Origin of the sequence: Martinezella miluonensis (assembly GCF_900094545.1) — a bacterium.
GTDB classification, from domain to species: domain Bacteria; phylum Pseudomonadota; class Alphaproteobacteria; order Rhizobiales; family Rhizobiaceae; genus Rhizobium; species Rhizobium miluonense.
Genome location: NZ_FMAH01000008.1, coordinates 21,088 through 37,540, shown reverse-complemented (window position 1 = coordinate 37,540; position 16,453 = coordinate 21,088). Strand labels below are relative to the sequence as shown.

The following is a 16,453-nucleotide window of genomic DNA, read 5'->3' as shown; positions in this document are numbered from 1 at the left end:
AAGGCGCTGGCCGGCGAATCTGCTTCTTAGAATTCAATTCAGATCTTGGATTGTCTTGCACTGACAACCATGGATGCGGATTTAACATGTTGCGACGGACATGTTAAAGAAATCCAGCTTTTTTAACATATCGGGTCGCACATGTTAAATCCGTCCTACCAGCTTCCCGATCTGACATCGCCTCGTGGCTTAGAAACCATCGAAGTTTTCAAGGCACTCGCCGCCGCGTACAGATCGCTCGCTGAGTTGAAGGGGCGAGCAGCGGCAATACCCAATCAGCCGTGACTATCCGCGGCACTGCGCCTGAATTCGTCGACACCGCTTTAGAATGCAGTGCGTAATCTTTTCCACCACTCTCGATGGATCCCCAGCCATATGACCGAAATCCGGCGCGATGCTTTCACACGTAGAGCTGACACGCTCGGCAAGTTCCTCGACGCGTCTCATGGTCGATGCACCGCTCAATCCAATCTCATCGGCCAGCGTCTGCCAGTCCGCCCGCCGGAGATCTGGAGCGTTAAACCGACCTGCAATCCCCTGCGGCAGGCTCTGGTCAACCTGGCGGCAAACCGCTGCACACATCAGGTCATAGAGCGGCGTCATCCTTGCCGAGCCGCCAGCACCAAGCAGGACCGAATGATTCTTGGCGTGCGAATCCGAATTGCAGATCAGCACGTTGAAGATTACCGCATCGAGCAGCTTCAAGCGCTCGGCAGGCGAAACTAAGTCGCTGACGGCGTCGAACATCATTTTCAGCGTCACGCCACGTCCTGTGGAGGGGCGCTCGTATTTCTGCGATGGGAAGTGGCCCGTGAGCTGACAAAATGCAGTCGACGGATCTCGCCCTGCAGATCAGTAAAGCGATCATGGCGCTTAACCAGCAGATACCGCCGGTTGCCGGCGACACCGATCGTCGCTTCGGCCGCCTCCAGACCACAGGCGCGCGCAAGGGTAAGGCAGAAGGCTTCATTCTCGACACTGCCCGCAAGTCGTTTCGTGTCCGGCTTAAGAATGTGTGTTGAGGGTGTTCCATCGACCGGAATGGAGATCGCACCGCCCTCATCCACGAAGACCGGCAGCTTCTCTTGAACACCCGCAAGAGACATCGAGACACCGCGTTCACCGACGAGGAAGGGTTTTGCAGGAAGCTCGTCCAGGATATGCTCCAACGCCGCCGCATCCGGCACGGGCTGCAGGTGGATACCGGGCTTACGGGGGTTGCCAATCGACAATGCGCCGGCTGTGTCACGCCCGATATGGCTGAGCAGACCGACGATATCCTGGGGCGAGACTTTCAGCCGCTGACCAATTTCGGCGAGATGCGTTTCCGGAAGCAGATTGGCGAGCCAGGGCAGCAGCCTGTCGGCCGTAACAGGGCCTGAGCGCAACGGCATGGTCAGTGACACCGGAAACGCCGAGTGACGCGCGTCCCAGGTCTGATCATAATCAAGCCGCCATTCGCCTTCGAAGGTCAGATGAGCGACAGGCAGGCTCTCGTAAAAGATCGTCGTCATCGCCCGTCACCGAAGTTCGGCAGGAAGCCAAGGTCGTCATCCGGTGATGCCGGAACAGATCGGACCGCCTTGAGGTCACCGATCTCGATCCCCACGGTGCGCGCCACGATGAGGGATTTTTCGAGCTGGCAGCTTGGCTTGCCGGATTCGAGCTCGACGATAAAGCGCTCACCAGTGCCGGAACGGGCGGCAAGCTCGGTCTGGGTCCAGCCGAGGGCCTTGCGTTTCTCCCGAATGGCGGCGCCGAAATCACGTGCGGACCTGAACATGAAACATCTCCCGAGACGGCTTACCGTAAAGGTAGATTTCTCGGCAATCAACGCTAACCTTACCGAACGGGAAGCAAATCTCGATAGGCTTAAAAATCACCCCGGTCGGGAAGTTTCGCGCGTCCGCACCCTGTCGAAAACCGAGGTCCTTGAGATCCGGGTATCGCGCGTGGTACACCTGCTGGTATCGTAATTTTCAGAATGAGAGCAGCGGGTTAGAGAAAACCCAGCTTTCTCAGGTATCGCGAGCCAAATTGGCAGAGAGTGCCACCCTCTCCGCCATTTTGGCCTTTATTGCGGGCCGGTCGAGCAAGCAGATTCGCTGGCAATCAGCTCAAAAGCGCCTCAATTTTCCGGAAATCGATAGAGCACGTCCGCAAATGATTCCGTTGGGAAGACATAGAAGAATTTCAGGTTGGCGGATGATTCGTTGCGGATGCCGTGTTCGGCATTGCCGGGGATGAAGACCGTTGTGCCGGCTTTGACCGTGGTTTCCAGGCCGTCGATCCGGACGATGCCGGTTCCTTCGAAGATGAAATAGATTTCCGATGGATCGTGCCGATGCGGTTTGAGCTCGCCGCCGGGTGCAAGGTCCGCGATGCCGGCGCTCATGCTATCGGTGGGGGTGATGTCGCTGCTCAAGAGCGTGTGCCAGAAGATGGAGCCATGGAGAGGGTCATTCCATCCGTCACGCGGGCGCTCTTCGGCCGTGGTGATAACTGCTTGCGATCGTTTTGTCATTTTGCCTCAAAACACTGAGTCAGCAACGATGCCGAACGGTGTCACAACGACAGAGAATGTCAATCGGACTGATATCGGCTGGCGGCGTGTCTGAACGCACCGCACTTCGAAATGAAGCATGCCTGCAAGGATATCGCGGATTGAAATCCCACGCTCCGCCACTTCCGTAGAGAACTGGTGTGGAGAACCGGGCACGCCTGAAATCGTCGATATCCTGCGGCAACTGAAGAGATCAGCGCGCAAGGCCGAACTGAATTTCGACCTGATGGTAAGATGCTCCGGGGCCGTTCCATCCATGGTAGACTTCCCGGCTCTCGCCCGAAAAGATGTGGCGGGACATCTCGATTTCGGCCACCAAAGGGACATAGCCCTGTGTGAACAGGGTCCTCAACGATCCATGATGCACCTTGCTCGCAACGATGATCGGCTCGAAATGGTGGAGCTCCATCGCGCCGTCATAGCGTTCGGGCTTTTCCACCGGACGGCATATTTCCCAATCGAAGAACGTCTTGCTATCCCTGGGAAGGTTGTGTGAGACAAACAGCCATGGGCCGGCGACCCTTAGCCCGGATTCGGCGATCTGCTTCTCGAATTGCGGAGCATATTCAATCGCGGCCTGTTTGATATCGGGAATGCGCAAGCGTCTTTTGGCGCGCAGCACCCACAGATCAGGCGTTTCCTTGATTTCCATCACACCTTCCTTCGAGATGTCAGGTAAAGAAGAGCTCAGGTGAGGTAGGCCGATAAAGGGAAGCCTGCAAATCGAAAACCGGAATGAAATGCTAAAGATGGAGGGAAATGGTGTCTTTTGGAGAAATGCTTACCTTGTTTCCTGATCGATAGTAACGACAGGGCCACGGCGTAAGGAAATTGCCCGCCGTCATCGTTCGCGGTATCTGCCATTTCGTTTAAGGGAAGCTGTCGTTTGCTTTGCACTTCCCGTTCCGACGCACCGGGCGTTCGAACCCATGGTCCATCAGCCCCTGTCGATCACAGCGCGGCCGCTCGTGAGGTTCGTTACCATCCGCAGGATGTCGTCGGCGTTTGCCGCTGGGATGCTCAGGGTCAGCAGGGCGCCGGTGGCGACGAATTGTTCTGCCGTGATGACGGTGTCCGGCAGCGAGGAAAGGCGTGATTTCAGCAAAGCGAGATCGGAGAACTGCACCTCTATGGCGAAGGAGACCATGGGTACGATCTTCGTCTTTTCCGCAGCCTGAAGGCAGAGGGCGGCGGTGCCACCATAGGCCCTGATCAGCCCGCCGCTGCCGAGCAGAATGCCGCCGAACCAGCGCGTCACCATGACGACAACGCAGTCCAGCTCCTGTCCGTCGATCGCCTGAAGGATCGGCTTGCCGGCGGTGCCACTCGGCTCCCCGTCGTCGTTGAACCGATAGTTCTGGCCGATCCGCCATGCCCAGCAATTGTGGTTGGCGTCGGTGGCCGCGTGCGCCGCGATAAAGTCTTTCGCCGCCTGTTCGTCCGACGCAGGCCCGGCTATCGCGAGAAAGCGGCTGCGTTTGATGTCCTGGGAATGGCTGATGGCGGTCGCGAGCGTAAACATGAACTGCTCCTTAGCGCAAAAATGTCAATTTTCCGACGGGCGGGTTCTGGCGATTTATAGTGAGATGCGGTGGGCGCCCGAATAGCGTCATGCCGCCCGCCGGCGGAGAAAGTGCCTGCAATCCGGTAGCCGGCAAATCACAAATCGAGCGAGCCTCGCCATTCGGAGACGAAACCGCTGCGGAGCAGAAGTGCGAGGAACGTCAGCGGAATGAGCGTGGCGATGATGATCGCCACGAGGGCCATGCCGAGGCCGATCGATCCCTACTCGAATTGCCGCCAGATGAAGGTCGCAATGGTCTGCACGCCGACGGGCGCCAGTACGATTGAGGCGACGAGTTCGCGCGAGGTCAGCGCGAAGACGAATTTGCTGCAAGGCACCGGTGCCTGTTTGAGCAAAAGCAGGCCCTCGTTCAGGGCTGCCTACTCGCGGTCAATGCCATCAGGTTATAGGCTATAGCGAGCCAAGCATGTGTCCCTAAAGAATTGTCGTCCTGCCTTTCTGGCGATCTGATCTCGATGCCTCATAGTTCGGCCATGGCCGAACTATTGCATGCACCTGCTCGGTTACACTGCAGCTCCAAAAGGAGATTTTGCAATGATGACCCATACAGCCGAATTCACGTTAGCCGCAGATGATCGGGAGCATATCGTCATCAAGCCCAGCGTGCTTTATGTCGGCACGCCCGTCGCGCTGATCACGAGCATCAATCCGGACGGCACCACGAATATCTCGCCCATGTCCTCGGCCTGGGCGCTTTTCGACCGCATGGTTCTCGGCCTGACATCCACCAGCAAGGGGCGGGAAAATGCCATGCGCGAGCGGCAGCTGGTGTTGAACTTCCCTTCTCCGGATCTCTGGCCGAAGATCGAGGCTCTGGCTCCGACTACTGGCCGCAACCCCGTTCCCCCCCCATAAGGAAAAAATCGGCTATCGCTTCGAGGCTGATAAATTCGATGTATCCGGCTTTACGCCGCAGGCGTCGGACCTTGTCCGGCCGCCGCGCATAGCCGAATGTCCGATCCAACTTGAAGCGGAGGTCGTCGCCACGCACGCACCCGGCGAATGGCCCGCGGAGCGGCAGGAGGCGTTCTGGATCATCGAAACGAGGGTGATCCGGGTTCATGCGCATAGGGATATAGTCATACCGGGAACGAACCACATCGATACCGGTCGGTGGAGCCCGCTGCTCTATGTGTTCCGGCATTATTTCGGTATCGGGCCGGATCTCGGCCGCACCTTCAAGGCAGAGGCGTGATGAGATTGCCGGTTCGGTATTCGTCGCCTTCATCCGGGCGCTTTGAGCTGCCGGCGTGCGACTTCGGCGCCGCCGATCAGCAGCTCCAGGCCCGCTTCGAAAAATGCCTCATGCCCGCTTACCCGATAATGCACGATTGCCTTAGCCAGATTCGGATGGCTTTCCGCCGCGGTGTTGAGATCCGATCGGTCCGATGCCTCTGCCGCGTCGGCCTGTTCTTCCAGCACGCAGCCCACGACATAGCGGCCGATGGCGATCAGAATTTCCAGGGCCTGGCCCGGCGCGAAGCCGGCTTTGCACAGACAGTCGAGCTGGGCCCCGATCGTCTCCAGATCGGAGGGATCTGCTTCCGTCCCGGCGTGAACGCGCGCGCCATCGCGCCAGGCCAGCAAGGCCGAGCGGAAACTGCGGGCGTTGGCGCGCAGGAATTCCTGCCAGGTTTCGCCGGCAAGCGGCGCGCGGCGCGTATGGCTTCGCTTCAGCATCTCGGTGTTCATAGCCGCAAGCAAAGCCCGCTTGCCCTTGAAGTGCCAATAGAGCGCCGGCTGCTGAACGCCGAGGCGCTGGGCGATCAGCCGCGTCGACAGGCCGTCGATACCCACCTCGTTCAAGATGGTCAGCGCCGTATCGACGATCTGGTTCCGGTCGATTTTCATGGACTCTCCGATTGACAGTTCCGCTCGCATAATTTATCGGCGATAAAGTCACTTATCAACGATAAATTTTCGCAATGAACAAGATGCTTTTGACCATTCTGGCTGTCGTGGTTCTCGATGCCGCCGGCACGGGCCTCGTCATGCCGATCCTGCCGCAGCTTCTCAGGAGCGTGGCGCATACGCCCGATCTCGGCTGGCGCTACGGTGCGTTCCTGTCGCTCTATGCAGCCCTGCAGTTTCTCGCTTCTCCCATCCTCGGAACATTGAGCGATCGCTATGGCCGGAGGCCGGTGCTGCTTGTTTCGCTGGCTGGCGGGATGATCGATTATGCCTTCATGGCATGGGCGCCGGATTTCTGGTGGCTGTTCCTAGGACGCGCCGTTGCGGGCCTGACGGCCGCCAACGCCTCCGTTGCGGCGGCATGCCTGACGGATATCACCCCAGCGGATAAACGCACCCGCGCCTTCGGGCTCCTCAGCGCCTGTTTCGGCATCGGCTTCATTCTCGGGCCGGTCATCGGCGGCGTGCTCGGCGCGATCTCCCTTCGCGCGCCGTTCGTGGCGGCCGGCGTGCTTGTCCTATTGAATTTCATTCTCGCGTTCATCGCACTGCCGGAGACGCGCAGCCTCAAGCCGGAGCGCATCGATCCGGCCGCTTTTCATCCGCTGGCGCCTTTGCGCTGGATCGGTGCGTTTCCGGCGCTGCTGCCGCTGCTGCCGCTGCTGTTCATGTCCGTCATTCTCAGCATGATCGGCGAGATCGGCGGCACCGTCTGGGTGCTCTACGGCCAGGACAAGTTCGGATGGGATATGGCGACCGTTGGCCTGTCATTGGCCGGTTTCGGCTTCTTCCATGCGCTCGCCCAGGCCTTCGTTGCCGGCCCCTTGAGCGAGCGCTGGGGCGAGCGGCGTGCGCTTATCGTCGCAATCGTCTGCGACAGCGCCGCCTATATCGCAATTGCCTTCGCCACGCGCGGTTTCATTGCCTTCCTGCTCTTTCCGCTCTTTTGCCTCGGCGGGATCGGCCAGCCCGCATTGCTGTCTCTAGTGACGCAGCGCGTGAGCGCGGACGATCAGGGGCGCCTGCAGGGCGTGTTGGGCAGTCTGACGAGCCTTGCATCCGTCATCGCGCCCCTGGCGATCAGCGAGATCTATTTTGCGTCCAGATCCGTATTTCCCGGCTTGATCTGGATTCTCGGCGCGCTGCTTTATCTCGCCTGCGTGCCGATGTTGCTCGCGGCCCGAAGGAAGCCGGCAGAGGCGTGAGTTGCAGGCGGCAAGAAGAGGGCTCTTCGCGCCGCGCCTGCCCGTCGGATCAATTCACCGAATCGTCCGGCTCGGGATCATCCTTGACCTTGCCGAAGAGGCTCTTCAGGGCACTGGTCTTGGCTTTCGTTGCCTTGTTGGCCTTAATCGCCCGCGTCGCGGCCTTGGCCTGTTCCAGCATCATCTCGATCTGGATCTGCTGGATTTCGGTCAGTCGCTCCCATTGGCGGTTGAGGAGGTGATCGACCTTTTCATGCAGATGGCGGATTTCCAGTTCGGCCTTCAGGTTGACCTTGTAATCGTTGAGCGCACGCAGGCGATCCTTCTCTTCCTGGCGCCGCTGGCTCATCATGATAACGGGCGCCTGCAGCGCGGCGATCGTCGACAGGACGAGATTGAGGAGAATGAAGGGATAGGCGTCGAATGCCTGCTTTTCGCCCATGACGACGTTGACCGCCATCCACACGGCCAGAAACAGACAGAAAGAGATGATGAAGACCCAGCTGCCGCCGAAAGAGGCGACGCCATCGGCCATCCGGTCGCCGATGGAACGGTGGTCCTCATAATCCTCTTCGATGTTTTCGGCCAGCGTATCATGCGTCTTCAGGCTTTCGACGACCTCGTCCTCGAGGTTGGAAAGCTCGCCGCGCTCCACCGTCAGCAGCTCGGCGATATACTGGGCGCGATAGTCGTCCATGACCTTGCGACTGACATAGTCGTCGGCTCGAAGCTCGGGATGCTTCAGCCGCATGAAATCCGCGAGCGAGGGGCGGAGGTCGTCGACGTGCACCGCATCCTTCTTCTTCAGCGCCTGGCCGGTAATGGCATCGACGAGCTTGACAGACTTGGCCTTCGCCAGGGCAAGGCTTTTGGTATAGTCGTCCATCTCCACGATGGTCGCGGCTTCGCCCTCGCCAGCATCGAAATCGACTATGCCTTCCGTGGGATCGAGGGTCTTGGGGTCTGTCATATAGGGGACCTCTTCCGTGTATTCCTGCTCATTTAGCCAACAATGCCAACAGGAATGTGACTGTTACAAGACTGTCAAATCGAAGTCGCCATCAAGCGTTGTCGCGAGGTTTCGTTGCCGCCGTTCTATTTGAAGCCGTTAAATGTCTTATAATGCCATTGTCCTAACTAACGGCAAATGGGATGGGTCGTTCCGGCCTCCGTTTGCGCTGCCCCGGCCATCCTCTCAGAAAACAACCATCCCACGATGTTGGAGCATCTCCGAAAGCCCAGCGTGTCGATACGGCAGTTTCTATCGACTTACCGCGATTTATGAGCTCCCACCCCTCTTGACCGAAGGCGGCGGGCTTCTATTTGCTGCGCTGCACAGCACATTCGCTGCTGCGAATAAATACTGAAGTCTCAATGATTTAATACAACAGAGTGTTGGGCCTGTTGCCGCAACTTGCACATGTGCAGAGAGGATAACTATGCACAATTTCCCAGCAGGAGACTTGGAGTCCGTCGCCCGGCAAGGTGGCCGCTTCAAGCGCATGGCAGTCAGAATACCCACCTACCTAACCGATCTTAGAGAAAACCCGGCCTGGCTGCCGATGTTCCTCCTCGCGCGAACGCTGCCGTTTCGGCGCATGCACTGGTTTGCCACCAAGCGACGCGTTACGCTTCCCGCTTCCGGCACCTCGATGTTTGCCGGGGTCGAGCGCGAAGATGTCGTCGACGCATTGCGGTCGGACGGGATCTATCCGAGCCTGATGCTACCCGACCATATCCATCGCGAGATCGCCGAGTTTGCGCGCATCACCGGTTGCTTCGGCAATTTCAGCCGCAAGCTCGAATTCGTCGCGGGAGACCACAAAGAAGCGGAATCCCGCTTCGAGCGTCCGATCCTGAGCGGGCACTTCTTTGAGCGTTCGCTGGATTGCGATGCCGTCATGGCGGTGCAGCGCGATCCACTGCTGATCGATGTCGCCCGACACTATCTCGGCGGGCAAGCCAAAGTGATCACCACCCGCATCTGGTGGAGTTTTCCAACGCAGGCTTCTGAGGCAGACAGAAGCCTCGCTTCGCTCGACAAATACCATTTCGACCTCGACGATTGGCGAATGCTGAAATTCTTCTTCAATCTGGTCGACGTAGATGAGGGCACTGGCCCGCACGTTTTCATCAAGGGAAGCCACAAGCGCCGCCGGGTCCGGCATCAGCTGACATTGCTTGTAGGGCACCCGGCAAACGAGGTGCTCGATTACTATGGTCAGGCGAATGCGCTGACGCTGACCGGCAAGGCTGGGTCCGGCTTTGTCGAAGATCCCTTCGGCTTCCATATGGGCACCGTGCCCACGCAGAAGCCTCGGTTGATGATGGAGGTTGGCTTCGGGGTTTCGGCACCTTCGCGCCGTCGCTTCCACGGGGAGCCGGTGCTGCGCTAAGCCCCGCCTAGCCGTACGCTAAGGAGCGCCGTGCGGCGGCGCTCCTACCTTTCTCAACTCAGGACGCGCGGCCAAACCGTTTGGCGATCAGATGATCGAGCGCGATGCGCCCAGGTCCCCCGGCGATGATCACCAGAAAGCAGGTTGCCCATGTGCCGTGCGTCGGCCAGGCATCGGGATAGACGAATATCTCGATCACCAACGTCATGCCGAGCAATGCCAGGGCCGAGAGCCGGCTTGCAAAGCCTATGATCAGCAGCACGGGGAAGAAATGCTCGCTGAAGGCGGCTATATGGGCGGCGATCCACGGATCGACGAAGGGCAGCTTATATTCCGTCTGGAAGAGATAGACGGCGTTGTCGGTCACATGCCAGCCATCCACCTTGGTCTGGCCCGACTGCCAGAAGACGGCAGCGATCGAGAGGCGCGCGACGAGCGCAATCAGGTCATGCGGAATATGGTCGAGAAGCCTGAGGGCGCGATAGAGCCTTTCAGCCATGGTTTCGCGTTCGGCCGTGGCAGCCGTCGTCATCCGGTTTTGCATGTCGGTTCTCCTTAGAGCACGATGCCGAAAAGTGTCAGCGGTTTTCGGACGAGATCATGCTCTACTTCTTTGATTTTAGAGCGGATTCAGATTTTAGGTCGGTTCGACCTGAAATCATCCGGCTCTAGTGCTCAGTGAATGTCCGAGAAGGCGCCGGCGGCGAGTGCACCGGCAAGATTGGCGGAAAGATCGAAATCGGCAGCGTCGGCAAGCGCCGCCTCGAAGGCTTGGCCAAGATCGGCGCCGGCAAAGAGCTGTTCCAGAAAGGTCGCGCCGCCCGGCGGTAGACGATGCACCTCGACGATCATCTGCGGGCGGACGACGAGGGCATCCTCGGCAGTCCAATCGGCAATATCCGCAAGCTCGATTTCGCCGGTGTTCATTGCCCAAATGGTGACGACCGGATGGGCGGAGCGAGTTATGGAGGCGGAAGGATGCGGCACGAAGGCCAGCTCAGCCAAGCCCGCCGGCTCGACGGTCGCCAGCAAGGCTGCATCGAGCGGTGTTGCATCGGCTGCGTGATAGGCTCGGCCCCGGGCTGCCTCCAATCTCATGACGTCGGGCAGATAGGGGATTTCCGCCGCCGGCTCGAAACTCTCGACGAAGTCGGGGAAGTCATCGCCATAAGCCAGCAACAGAGGCGATCGCGGCGGATGCAGCCGGACGAATTCATGTGCCATGGCCGCGAAGAATTCCTCGCCGACGATCTTTTCCGCTGCCGGAAAGCGCGAAGCGAGCGCACCGATCAGGCCGATGGCGACATTGTTGCGATAGATGCCGAAGCGCCGTGCAGGCTTAGGGCCATTCCAGGCCGTCAGCCCCTCGGGAACGGCGAGGTCCGGATCGATGAGGGCTGCAGCGAATCGGCTTTGCGTGGCGAGCGACATGGTCTTCTCCTCAGGCTGCCCGGCGTTCGGCCGCGCGTTTCAAGATGGCCTCGGCAGCCTCCGCCTCCGCTCTCAAAACCGGCCATTCCGGCACGTCGTTATCCCACTCGACGAGGCTGGCGATCGGCCCGGTTTGGCCAATCAGCTCCTCGTAAAGCACCCAGACAGGATCCTTCACCGGCGTATCGTGGCTGTCGATCAGCAGAGGCGCGCCTGCATCGTCTATGGTCTCCGAATGGCCGCTCAGATGTATCTCGCGCACCCATTGCACCGGGAAGCGCTTGAGATAGGCCCGCGGATCCATGTGATGGTTGGTGGCGGCGACGAAAACATTGTTGACGTCGAGCAGCAGGCCACAGCCTGTACGGCGGGCGACTTCGGCCAGAAACTCCGTCTCCTCAATCGTGCTCTCCTCGAAGAGCAGATAGGTAGCCGGATTCTCGAGCAGCATCTGGCGGCCGAGCATGGTCTGAACCCGGTCGATATGGGCGCAAACCTGCGCAAGGGTCGTCTCGGTATAGGGCAGCGGCAGCAGATCGTTGAGAAAGGTCGTGTCGTGGGTCGACCAGGCGAGATGCTCCGAAAAACTCTCAGGCTCATAGCGATCGCAGACGATCTTCAGGCGGGCGAGATGTTCCGTATCCAACGGCTGCATCGAGCCAATGGAAAGGCCGACGCCATGGATAGACAAAGCATAATCCTGGCGCAGCTTGCCGAGCTGGGCATGCGGTGGGCCGCCGGCGCCCATATAGTTTTCCGCATGGACTTCGAAGAAGCCGATCGGCTGGCTGGCGACGTTGATCGCCGCAAAATGTTCCGGCTTGAAGCCGACCCCGGCACGGCGGGGAAGTTCTGACGGTTTCATGGCAGGCCTCCGTTTGGATAAGCTCGATCCTGGAAGGAGGGCGGCGCGGGGACCATGCGCCGCCCTGCGTCACCGCATTCGATCAGACAGGCGCCGGACCTTGCATCAGCGTGCCATGGCCGTTTGGCGTCTTGATCGCTTCACAGGTTCCGGCGGGAACGAGCTTCCACGAGTTGCGCTGATAATCGATCTTCGATGTGCCGGCGCAGGTCGTGCCGGGGCCGGCGGCGCAATCATTCTGGCCCTTGAGGGCGATGCCGTAGCATTTTTCCTTGGCATCGGCGGCCGAAGCGGTGGTGACGCCGGCGGCCAGTGTCACCGCCGCTGCGACCGATGCGGCCAGGGCGACTGCGGAAATCCTGCTCATGACAAACTCCTTACATCAGCTAATTGATCGGTGATCGGACTTCAGATCAGGCCGGGGTCAGTGAGCCATGGCCCTGCGGGGTCTTCATGGAGGTGCAGGTGCCGGCCGGCACGAGCTTGAAGGACATCTTATCATAGCTCATGGCCGACTTGCCGGCGCAATCATGCTTGCCGGCGGCACAATCGTTCTGACCTTTGAGGGCAACGCCGTAGCATTTTTCCTTGGAGTCGGCTGCCGATGCCGGGACGGCGATGGATGCAAGTGCCGATGCGATCGAGCCTGCGATAGCCAGGGTGATGATGCTGTTCTTCATGGATCTGTCTCCTAAATGGATGCGAGCCGTCATTGGCTTGCATCAGGGTCTACGGAGCCTGTCGCCGCGATGTTACAGCCGGCGCGAAATTTTTTATCGGCGCTGAAATAATCTGCGCCGGCTATATGTCTCGCTCGATCAGCCTGCGGCACGACGACTTTTGCCTGAAACCGAAAAGACTTGAAAAAGAATGGCCATTGCCGGTAACGAAATCCTGCGGTCCTGCGTAGAGGAGATGTCGGGTGAATCATTCGGCGCGCGAAGAGGAATGGGCAGTATGGATGCGCGACGCCATCGGCGGCGATGCGCAGGCATATCACCGTTTCCTATCCGCAGTGACGCCGCATCTGCGCGCCATGGCGCGAAGGCGCTGCGATCGGCTGGGGACGCCGGCAAGCGAGGCCGAGGATGTGGTTCAGGAAGTGCTGCTGGCCATCCATCTGAAGCGCGGCACATGGGATTCCTCGCGTCCGATCGGACCTTGGCTGTCGACGATCGTGCGTAACAAGCTCATCGACAGCCTGAGGCGGCGTGGACGACATATGAGCGTACCGATCGACGACGTGATCGATTTCCTGGAGGCAGAAGAGCATACTGATGCCCTGGATCGGTTCGATGTCGATCGCATGCTGGAGCAGTTGAAAGATCCGCAGAAAACGATCGTGCGCTCGATTTCCGTCGAGGGAACCAGCGTCCGGGAAACGGCGGATCGGCTGAAGATGACGGAAGGGGCGGTGCGTGTGGCGTTGCACCGCGCGTTGAAGGCGCTTGCAGCCCTTTATCGGAGTGAGACCAGTGAAAACCGATGACCTAATCAATCTTCTGGCGCAGGACGCGCCGGTCCGCATGCGGATCGGCAAGGCCCTGACTCTGGCGGTCATCGCGGGCGTGCTGATCAGCGGCGGTCTTTTCTTCGCCATGATCGGCTTTCGCGCCGACATCGACACCGCGATGGCGACCGTCCGCTTCCTGTTCAAATTCGTCGTGACGATCGCGCTCGCTGTGACCGCCTGTGCCGTCGTCTTCCGCATCGGCCGGCCAGGCGCCCCCCTGCGCCTTTGGGGCTGGATGCTTCTGGCGGCGCCGATACTCTTGCTTGCGGCCGTTGCCGCCGAACTGGCCGTCATGCCGGCTGATAGCTGGGGAGCTCGCATGATCGGGCACAATGCCCGCTTCTGCCTGACGCTTATTCCGCTGTTGTCGATCGGCCCACTTGCCTGCTTCCTGTTTGCCTTGCGCCAAGGAGCGCCGGAGCGGCCAGGCGTTGCCGGAGCCGTCGCCGGACTTGCCGCTAGCGGCATCGCCGCGACCTTCTACGCCTCCAACTGCACGGACGACAGCCCGCTCTTCGTGCTGCTCTGGTATCCGATCGCGATCGCGATCGTAACGGGAATCGGCTATATCCTCGGCAAGCGTATCCTGCGCTGGTGAGCTGACGGCGTATGCGAGGCTGACGAGACGTCGCGTATTTCGGATCAGACGCCCCAAGCGACGCAGGCGATGATATTCGCCTAATCCCTTGAGAGCGTGCGCATCCACTGACTATCCCGGACGCTGCCGACTCACTTTCAAAAAATTGGACTTGTCCGCGTTAAAGTATTTGCATCCGCGGCAAATTCGATTATAGAGGCGCAACCTTCGCTGCTAACGCTCAATCGCTTGGCAGCCGTTGGGGAATAGTTCAATGGTAGAACGACGGACTCTGACTCCGTTAATCTTGGTTCGAGTCCAGGTTCCCCAGCCAATCACTTTCCTTAAGAAAATCAGTAGCTTAGGTAATTGAAAATTTGGCGATTTCGCTGTTTTCATGTTGCGCTGTGTTGCGTGCTGTTTCATCCAGGTCTCGGACGGGACAGTGTCAATCAAGAGACTGTTCATTTGCGTCGTGATTTCACCCCTTGGGGTCACCTCTCAGCGCAACAGTCGGTGTTTATGACGCCCGCTCGTTTAAACATATTTAGACCGACGCTCCGAACGCGACGAGCAGCTCATCGACGGTTTGTCGCATGCCGCCGGTCAATTGGCGCCCTCGTTGCCAGAACACCACGTAATGATAGACGGCGCCAGGTTCGAACGGCCTGAACTCGAGGCCGAATTGCCGATATTCCTGGGCAATCAGGCTATTGATGATCGAAATTCCGACGCCGGCCGCGACGAAGCCTACGTCATGACCGTTGGCGTCGTATTCAACAGCTAGCTCCGGCTCCACGCCCCGATATCGCAAGGCATTGATATTCATTTGATGGGCCGCAAACTGGGGTTCTATATCCACCAATGCCTCGCCGATAATGTCCTCCGGCGTGATCACGTCTTTGGCGGCCAACTGATGTCCCGCCTGGAACAGGCAGACGTTCCTGGCCGTGGCGGCCGGTGCCCACTCGAAGGCACGCTCGTCGAGCGGCAGGCGCGAAACTCCCAGATCTGCCCTGCCATTGAGAACGTGTTCCGCGATCTGCTGATAGCTGCCGGACCTGATTTGAAACGACAGGGGATTGCTCTTGCGGACGGCCTTAATAGCCTGGGGGATGGCGTTCAGGCAGAAAACGCCCGGAGCAGCCAGGCTCAATGAGCCCGCCTCTTCGTTACGCAAGGCAGCAATCGATTTCTCGATCCGGTCAACGCTCTGCAGGGCTCCGTCGACGCTGCGCAACAGATCCCAGGCACGGTCCGTCGGTACCAGCCGATTATTCTCCCGCGCAAACAACGCGAGATCGACCTCAAGCTCAAGCTGCCTGATCTGCTGACTGACGGCCGGCTGGGTGATCTTGAGGATCTTCGCGGCGTGCCGTTCCGATCCCGTGCGCAAAACCTCACGAAAAATCTGTAGCTGCCGGAGCGTCACGCCCGTCGTGGTTTTGGCTACCATCTTTCCGGTCCCGTCGTTTTGGCCGACCCGAACGTCGTCGCCGTCGAAGTGAGGTTCCCCAACGCTGGCGGGCAACGGCATATAAGCTGGGCTTATGTTAATTAAGAGAACCTTATAGATTGACGCCGGACAGTTAAAGTATAAATCTTGGTTATATGTAAATATTACTTAGGATTATAAGTATTTAAAATACTATTTCCGGTAGTATCCGCATCCTAGATGAGAAAATAAGATATAAGGCGACCTTATTTCGGCAGCACTCCGACTTAAGGCGGAGAGGATCTGCGTGCTTAGCTTTGCGCTTCAATTCTTCAATGGTCTCCAGATCACCGTTGTACTGGCGTTCGTCAGCGGCCTGCTCGGCTCTCTTCTTGGTCTGCTTGTCGCCGTGGTCAAACTATCGAAGCTGCGTGTCTCAGCCCTCGTTGGACAGGCATATACGACGATCGTGCGCGGCCTGCCTGAGCTGCTCGTCATTCTCGTCGTCTATTTCGGAGGAACGGCGGCCATCACTGCGCTGACTGGTCGCTATGTCGAAATCAATGCCTTTGCCGCCGGCGTGGCGGCGTTGATGATCGTCTTCGGCGCCTATTGCGCCGAGATTTTCCGCGGTGCGATCCTGAGTGTTCCGCAAGGACAGGCGGAAGCCGCGCGCAGTCTGGGCCTGAAACCATGGCAGATCTGGCTGTTCGTCATCCTGCCGCAGATGATGCGCGTCGCCCTGCCCGCTTACGGCAATCTCTGGATTTCCCTCGTGAAAGATACATCCCTCGTGTCGGTCATCGGACTGACCGACATCATGCGCGTGGCCTTTATCGGGGCGGGATCGATGAGGGCACCGCTCACATTCTATCTGATGGCCTCGGCACTTTATCTCGCCCTCACCAGCCTGTCGCTCGCGTCGTTTCGCGCCCTGGAGCGGCGCATCCAGATCCCCGGTCACTGAGGGAG

At 59.1% G+C, this 16,453-nt stretch carries 20 protein-coding genes, 1 tRNA gene and 1 pseudogene; 8 read left to right on the top strand and 14 right to left on the bottom strand.

The window, feature by feature from the left end; all coding sequences use genetic code 11:
- Window positions 1-285: 285 nt before the first annotated feature.
- The 6 genes and pseudogenes from GA0061102_RS09840 to GA0061102_RS33870 form a co-directional block, all read right to left on the bottom strand.
- A pseudogene (locus tag GA0061102_RS09840) lies at window positions 286-1,514 on the bottom strand (HipA domain-containing protein).
- Window positions 1,511-1,783 carry a helix-turn-helix transcriptional regulator gene (locus tag GA0061102_RS09835; protein ID WP_092846382.1) on the bottom strand — a complete coding sequence of 91 codons (273 nt, stop codon included), beginning with the start codon at window positions 1,781-1,783 and terminating at the stop codon, window positions 1,511-1,513. Before GA0061102_RS09835 ends, GA0061102_RS09840 begins: the two are co-directional and overlap by 4 nt.
- Before the next feature lie 345 nt (window positions 1,784-2,128).
- Window positions 2,129-2,524, bottom strand: coding sequence for a cupin domain-containing protein (locus GA0061102_RS09830; RefSeq protein ID WP_092846380.1), 396 nt, complete (start codon window positions 2,522-2,524; stop codon window positions 2,129-2,131).
- A gap of 232 nt (window positions 2,525-2,756) precedes the next feature.
- Window positions 2,757-3,215 (bottom strand): GyrI-like domain-containing protein, encoded by a 459-nt coding sequence (locus GA0061102_RS09825; protein WP_092846378.1) that lies wholly within the window; start codon window positions 3,213-3,215, stop codon window positions 2,757-2,759.
- Window positions 3,216-3,500: 285 nt separating this feature from the next.
- The gene (locus GA0061102_RS09820; protein ID WP_092846376.1) at window positions 3,501-4,085 is read right to left on the bottom strand and encodes an IMPACT family protein; all 585 of its coding nucleotides are present in this window, start codon (window positions 4,083-4,085) and stop codon (window positions 3,501-3,503) included.
- Window positions 4,086-4,348: 263 nt separating this feature from the next.
- Window positions 4,349-4,483 (bottom strand): hypothetical protein, encoded by a 135-nt coding sequence (locus tag GA0061102_RS33870; protein ID WP_280949815.1) that lies wholly within the window; start codon window positions 4,481-4,483, stop codon window positions 4,349-4,351.
- Between the two features lie 199 nt (window positions 4,484-4,682).
- Between GA0061102_RS33870 and GA0061102_RS33445 the strand changes: the two genes are divergently transcribed.
- On the top strand, window positions 4,683-5,003 hold the full coding sequence (locus GA0061102_RS33445; protein ID WP_245297961.1) for a hypothetical protein: 321 nt from the start codon (window positions 4,683-4,685) through the stop codon (window positions 5,001-5,003).
- Window positions 4,939-5,343, top strand: coding sequence for a flavin reductase (locus GA0061102_RS34180; protein WP_483423564.1), 405 nt, complete (start codon window positions 4,939-4,941; stop codon window positions 5,341-5,343). Before GA0061102_RS33445 ends, GA0061102_RS34180 begins: the two co-directional genes overlap by 65 nt.
- A 29-nt stretch (window positions 5,344-5,372) precedes the next feature.
- On the opposite strand, the gene tetR is transcribed toward GA0061102_RS34180, so the two are convergent.
- A complete protein-coding gene (tetR, locus tag GA0061102_RS09805; protein ID WP_092846374.1) occupies window positions 5,373-5,999 on the bottom strand; it encodes a tetracycline resistance transcriptional repressor TetR in 627 nt (208 codons plus the stop codon).
- Window positions 6,000-6,073: 74 nt separating this feature from the next.
- Between tetR and GA0061102_RS09800 the strand changes: the two genes are divergently transcribed.
- Window positions 6,074-7,264: a TCR/Tet family MFS transporter gene (locus tag GA0061102_RS09800; protein ID WP_092846372.1), complete on the top strand. Its 1,191-nt coding sequence runs from the start codon at window positions 6,074-6,076 to the stop codon at window positions 7,262-7,264.
- 49 nt (window positions 7,265-7,313) lie between these two features.
- Here GA0061102_RS09800 and GA0061102_RS09795 read toward each other — a convergent pair whose 3' ends face one another.
- Window positions 7,314-8,234, bottom strand: coding sequence for a DUF1003 domain-containing protein (locus GA0061102_RS09795; protein ID WP_092846370.1), 921 nt, complete (start codon window positions 8,232-8,234; stop codon window positions 7,314-7,316).
- A 469-nt stretch (window positions 8,235-8,703) separates the two neighbouring features.
- Here GA0061102_RS09795 and GA0061102_RS09790 point away from each other — a divergent pair, with 469 nt between their 5' ends.
- Window positions 8,704-9,660: a phytanoyl-CoA dioxygenase family protein gene (locus tag GA0061102_RS09790; RefSeq protein ID WP_092846368.1), complete on the top strand. Its 957-nt coding sequence runs from the start codon at window positions 8,704-8,706 to the stop codon at window positions 9,658-9,660.
- A gap of 58 nt (window positions 9,661-9,718) precedes the next feature.
- Here the strand turns inward: GA0061102_RS09790 and GA0061102_RS09785 are convergent, their stop codons facing one another.
- The 5 genes from GA0061102_RS09785 to GA0061102_RS09765 form a co-directional block, all read right to left on the bottom strand.
- The gene (locus tag GA0061102_RS09785) at window positions 9,719-10,204 is read right to left on the bottom strand and encodes a DoxX family protein (protein WP_092846366.1); all 486 of its coding nucleotides are present in this window, start codon (window positions 10,202-10,204) and stop codon (window positions 9,719-9,721) included.
- Window positions 10,205-10,335: 131 nt separating this feature from the next.
- Window positions 10,336-11,091: an HvfC/BufC N-terminal domain-containing protein gene (locus tag GA0061102_RS09780; protein WP_092846364.1), complete on the bottom strand. Its 756-nt coding sequence runs from the start codon at window positions 11,089-11,091 to the stop codon at window positions 10,336-10,338.
- Between the two features lie 10 nt (window positions 11,092-11,101).
- Complete coding sequence (gene bufB, locus GA0061102_RS09775) at window positions 11,102-11,956, bottom strand: MNIO family bufferin maturase (protein ID WP_092846362.1); 855 nt, start codon at window positions 11,954-11,956, stop codon at window positions 11,102-11,104.
- 82 nt (window positions 11,957-12,038) lie between these two features.
- On the bottom strand, window positions 12,039-12,323 hold the full coding sequence (locus GA0061102_RS09770) for a BufA1 family periplasmic bufferin-type metallophore (protein WP_092846360.1): 285 nt from the start codon (window positions 12,321-12,323) through the stop codon (window positions 12,039-12,041).
- A gap of 46 nt (window positions 12,324-12,369) precedes the next feature.
- Entirely contained in the window at window positions 12,370-12,636 is a 267-nt protein-coding gene (locus tag GA0061102_RS09765) for a BufA1 family periplasmic bufferin-type metallophore (RefSeq protein WP_092846358.1), read from the bottom strand.
- 242 nt (window positions 12,637-12,878) lie between these two features.
- On the opposite strand from GA0061102_RS09765, the gene GA0061102_RS09760 reads away from it, so the two are divergent.
- The 3 genes from GA0061102_RS09760 to GA0061102_RS09750 all read left to right on the top strand — a co-directional run bounded on the left by GA0061102_RS09760 (window position 12,879) and on the right by GA0061102_RS09750 (window position 14,380).
- Window positions 12,879-13,445, top strand: coding sequence for a sigma-70 family RNA polymerase sigma factor (locus tag GA0061102_RS09760; protein ID WP_092846356.1), 567 nt, complete (start codon window positions 12,879-12,881; stop codon window positions 13,443-13,445).
- Complete coding sequence (locus GA0061102_RS09755) at window positions 13,432-14,067, top strand: NrsF family protein (protein WP_092846354.1); 636 nt, start codon at window positions 13,432-13,434, stop codon at window positions 14,065-14,067. Before GA0061102_RS09760 ends, GA0061102_RS09755 begins: the two co-directional genes overlap by 14 nt.
- A gap of 239 nt (window positions 14,068-14,306) precedes the next feature.
- Window positions 14,307-14,380, top strand: a tRNA-Gln gene (locus GA0061102_RS09750).
- 213 nt (window positions 14,381-14,593) lie between these two features.
- Here the strand turns inward: GA0061102_RS09750 and GA0061102_RS09745 are convergent.
- Complete coding sequence (locus GA0061102_RS09745) at window positions 14,594-15,502, bottom strand: LysR family transcriptional regulator (RefSeq protein WP_092846352.1); 909 nt, start codon at window positions 15,500-15,502, stop codon at window positions 14,594-14,596.
- 286 nt (window positions 15,503-15,788) lie between these two features.
- Between GA0061102_RS09745 and GA0061102_RS09740 the strand changes: the two genes are divergently transcribed.
- Entirely contained in the window at window positions 15,789-16,448 is a 660-nt protein-coding gene (locus GA0061102_RS09740) for an ABC transporter permease (RefSeq protein WP_092846350.1), read from the top strand.
- Window positions 16,449-16,453: the final 5 nt, after the last annotated feature.

Coding starts and splice junctions, on each gene's coding strand:
- GA0061102_RS09785 (WP_092846366.1), bottom strand. CDS start 10,204: ATGCAAAACCGGATGACGACGGCTGCCACGGCCGAACGCGAAACCATG.
- GA0061102_RS09780 (WP_092846364.1), bottom strand. CDS start 11,091: ATGTCGCTCGCCACGCAAAGCCGATTCGCTGCAGCCCTCATCGATCCG.
- GA0061102_RS09820 (WP_092846376.1), bottom strand. CDS start 4,085: ATGTTTACGCTCGCGACCGCCATCAGCCATTCCCAGGACATCAAACGC.
- GA0061102_RS09745 (WP_092846352.1), bottom strand. CDS start 15,502: ATGGTAGCCAAAACCACGACGGGCGTGACGCTCCGGCAGCTACAGATT.
- GA0061102_RS33445 (WP_245297961.1), top strand. CDS start 4,683: ATGATGACCCATACAGCCGAATTCACGTTAGCCGCAGATGATCGGGAG.
- GA0061102_RS09790 (WP_092846368.1), top strand. CDS start 8,704: ATGCACAATTTCCCAGCAGGAGACTTGGAGTCCGTCGCCCGGCAAGGT.
- GA0061102_RS09770 (WP_092846360.1), bottom strand. CDS start 12,323: ATGAGCAGGATTTCCGCAGTCGCCCTGGCCGCATCGGTCGCAGCGGCG.
- GA0061102_RS09765 (WP_092846358.1), bottom strand. CDS start 12,636: ATGAAGAACAGCATCATCACCCTGGCTATCGCAGGCTCGATCGCATCG.
- GA0061102_RS09835 (WP_092846382.1), bottom strand. CDS start 1,783: ATGTTCAGGTCCGCACGTGATTTCGGCGCCGCCATTCGGGAGAAACGC.
- GA0061102_RS09830 (WP_092846380.1), bottom strand. CDS start 2,524: ATGACAAAACGATCGCAAGCAGTTATCACCACGGCCGAAGAGCGCCCG.
- bufB (WP_092846362.1), bottom strand. CDS start 11,956: ATGAAACCGTCAGAACTTCCCCGCCGTGCCGGGGTCGGCTTCAAGCCG.
- GA0061102_RS09800 (WP_092846372.1), top strand. CDS start 6,074: ATGAACAAGATGCTTTTGACCATTCTGGCTGTCGTGGTTCTCGATGCC.
- GA0061102_RS09795 (WP_092846370.1), bottom strand. CDS start 8,234: ATGACAGACCCCAAGACCCTCGATCCCACGGAAGGCATAGTCGATTTC.
- GA0061102_RS09825 (WP_092846378.1), bottom strand. CDS start 3,215: ATGGAAATCAAGGAAACGCCTGATCTGTGGGTGCTGCGCGCCAAAAGA.
- tetR (WP_092846374.1), bottom strand. CDS start 5,999: ATGAAAATCGACCGGAACCAGATCGTCGATACGGCGCTGACCATCTTG.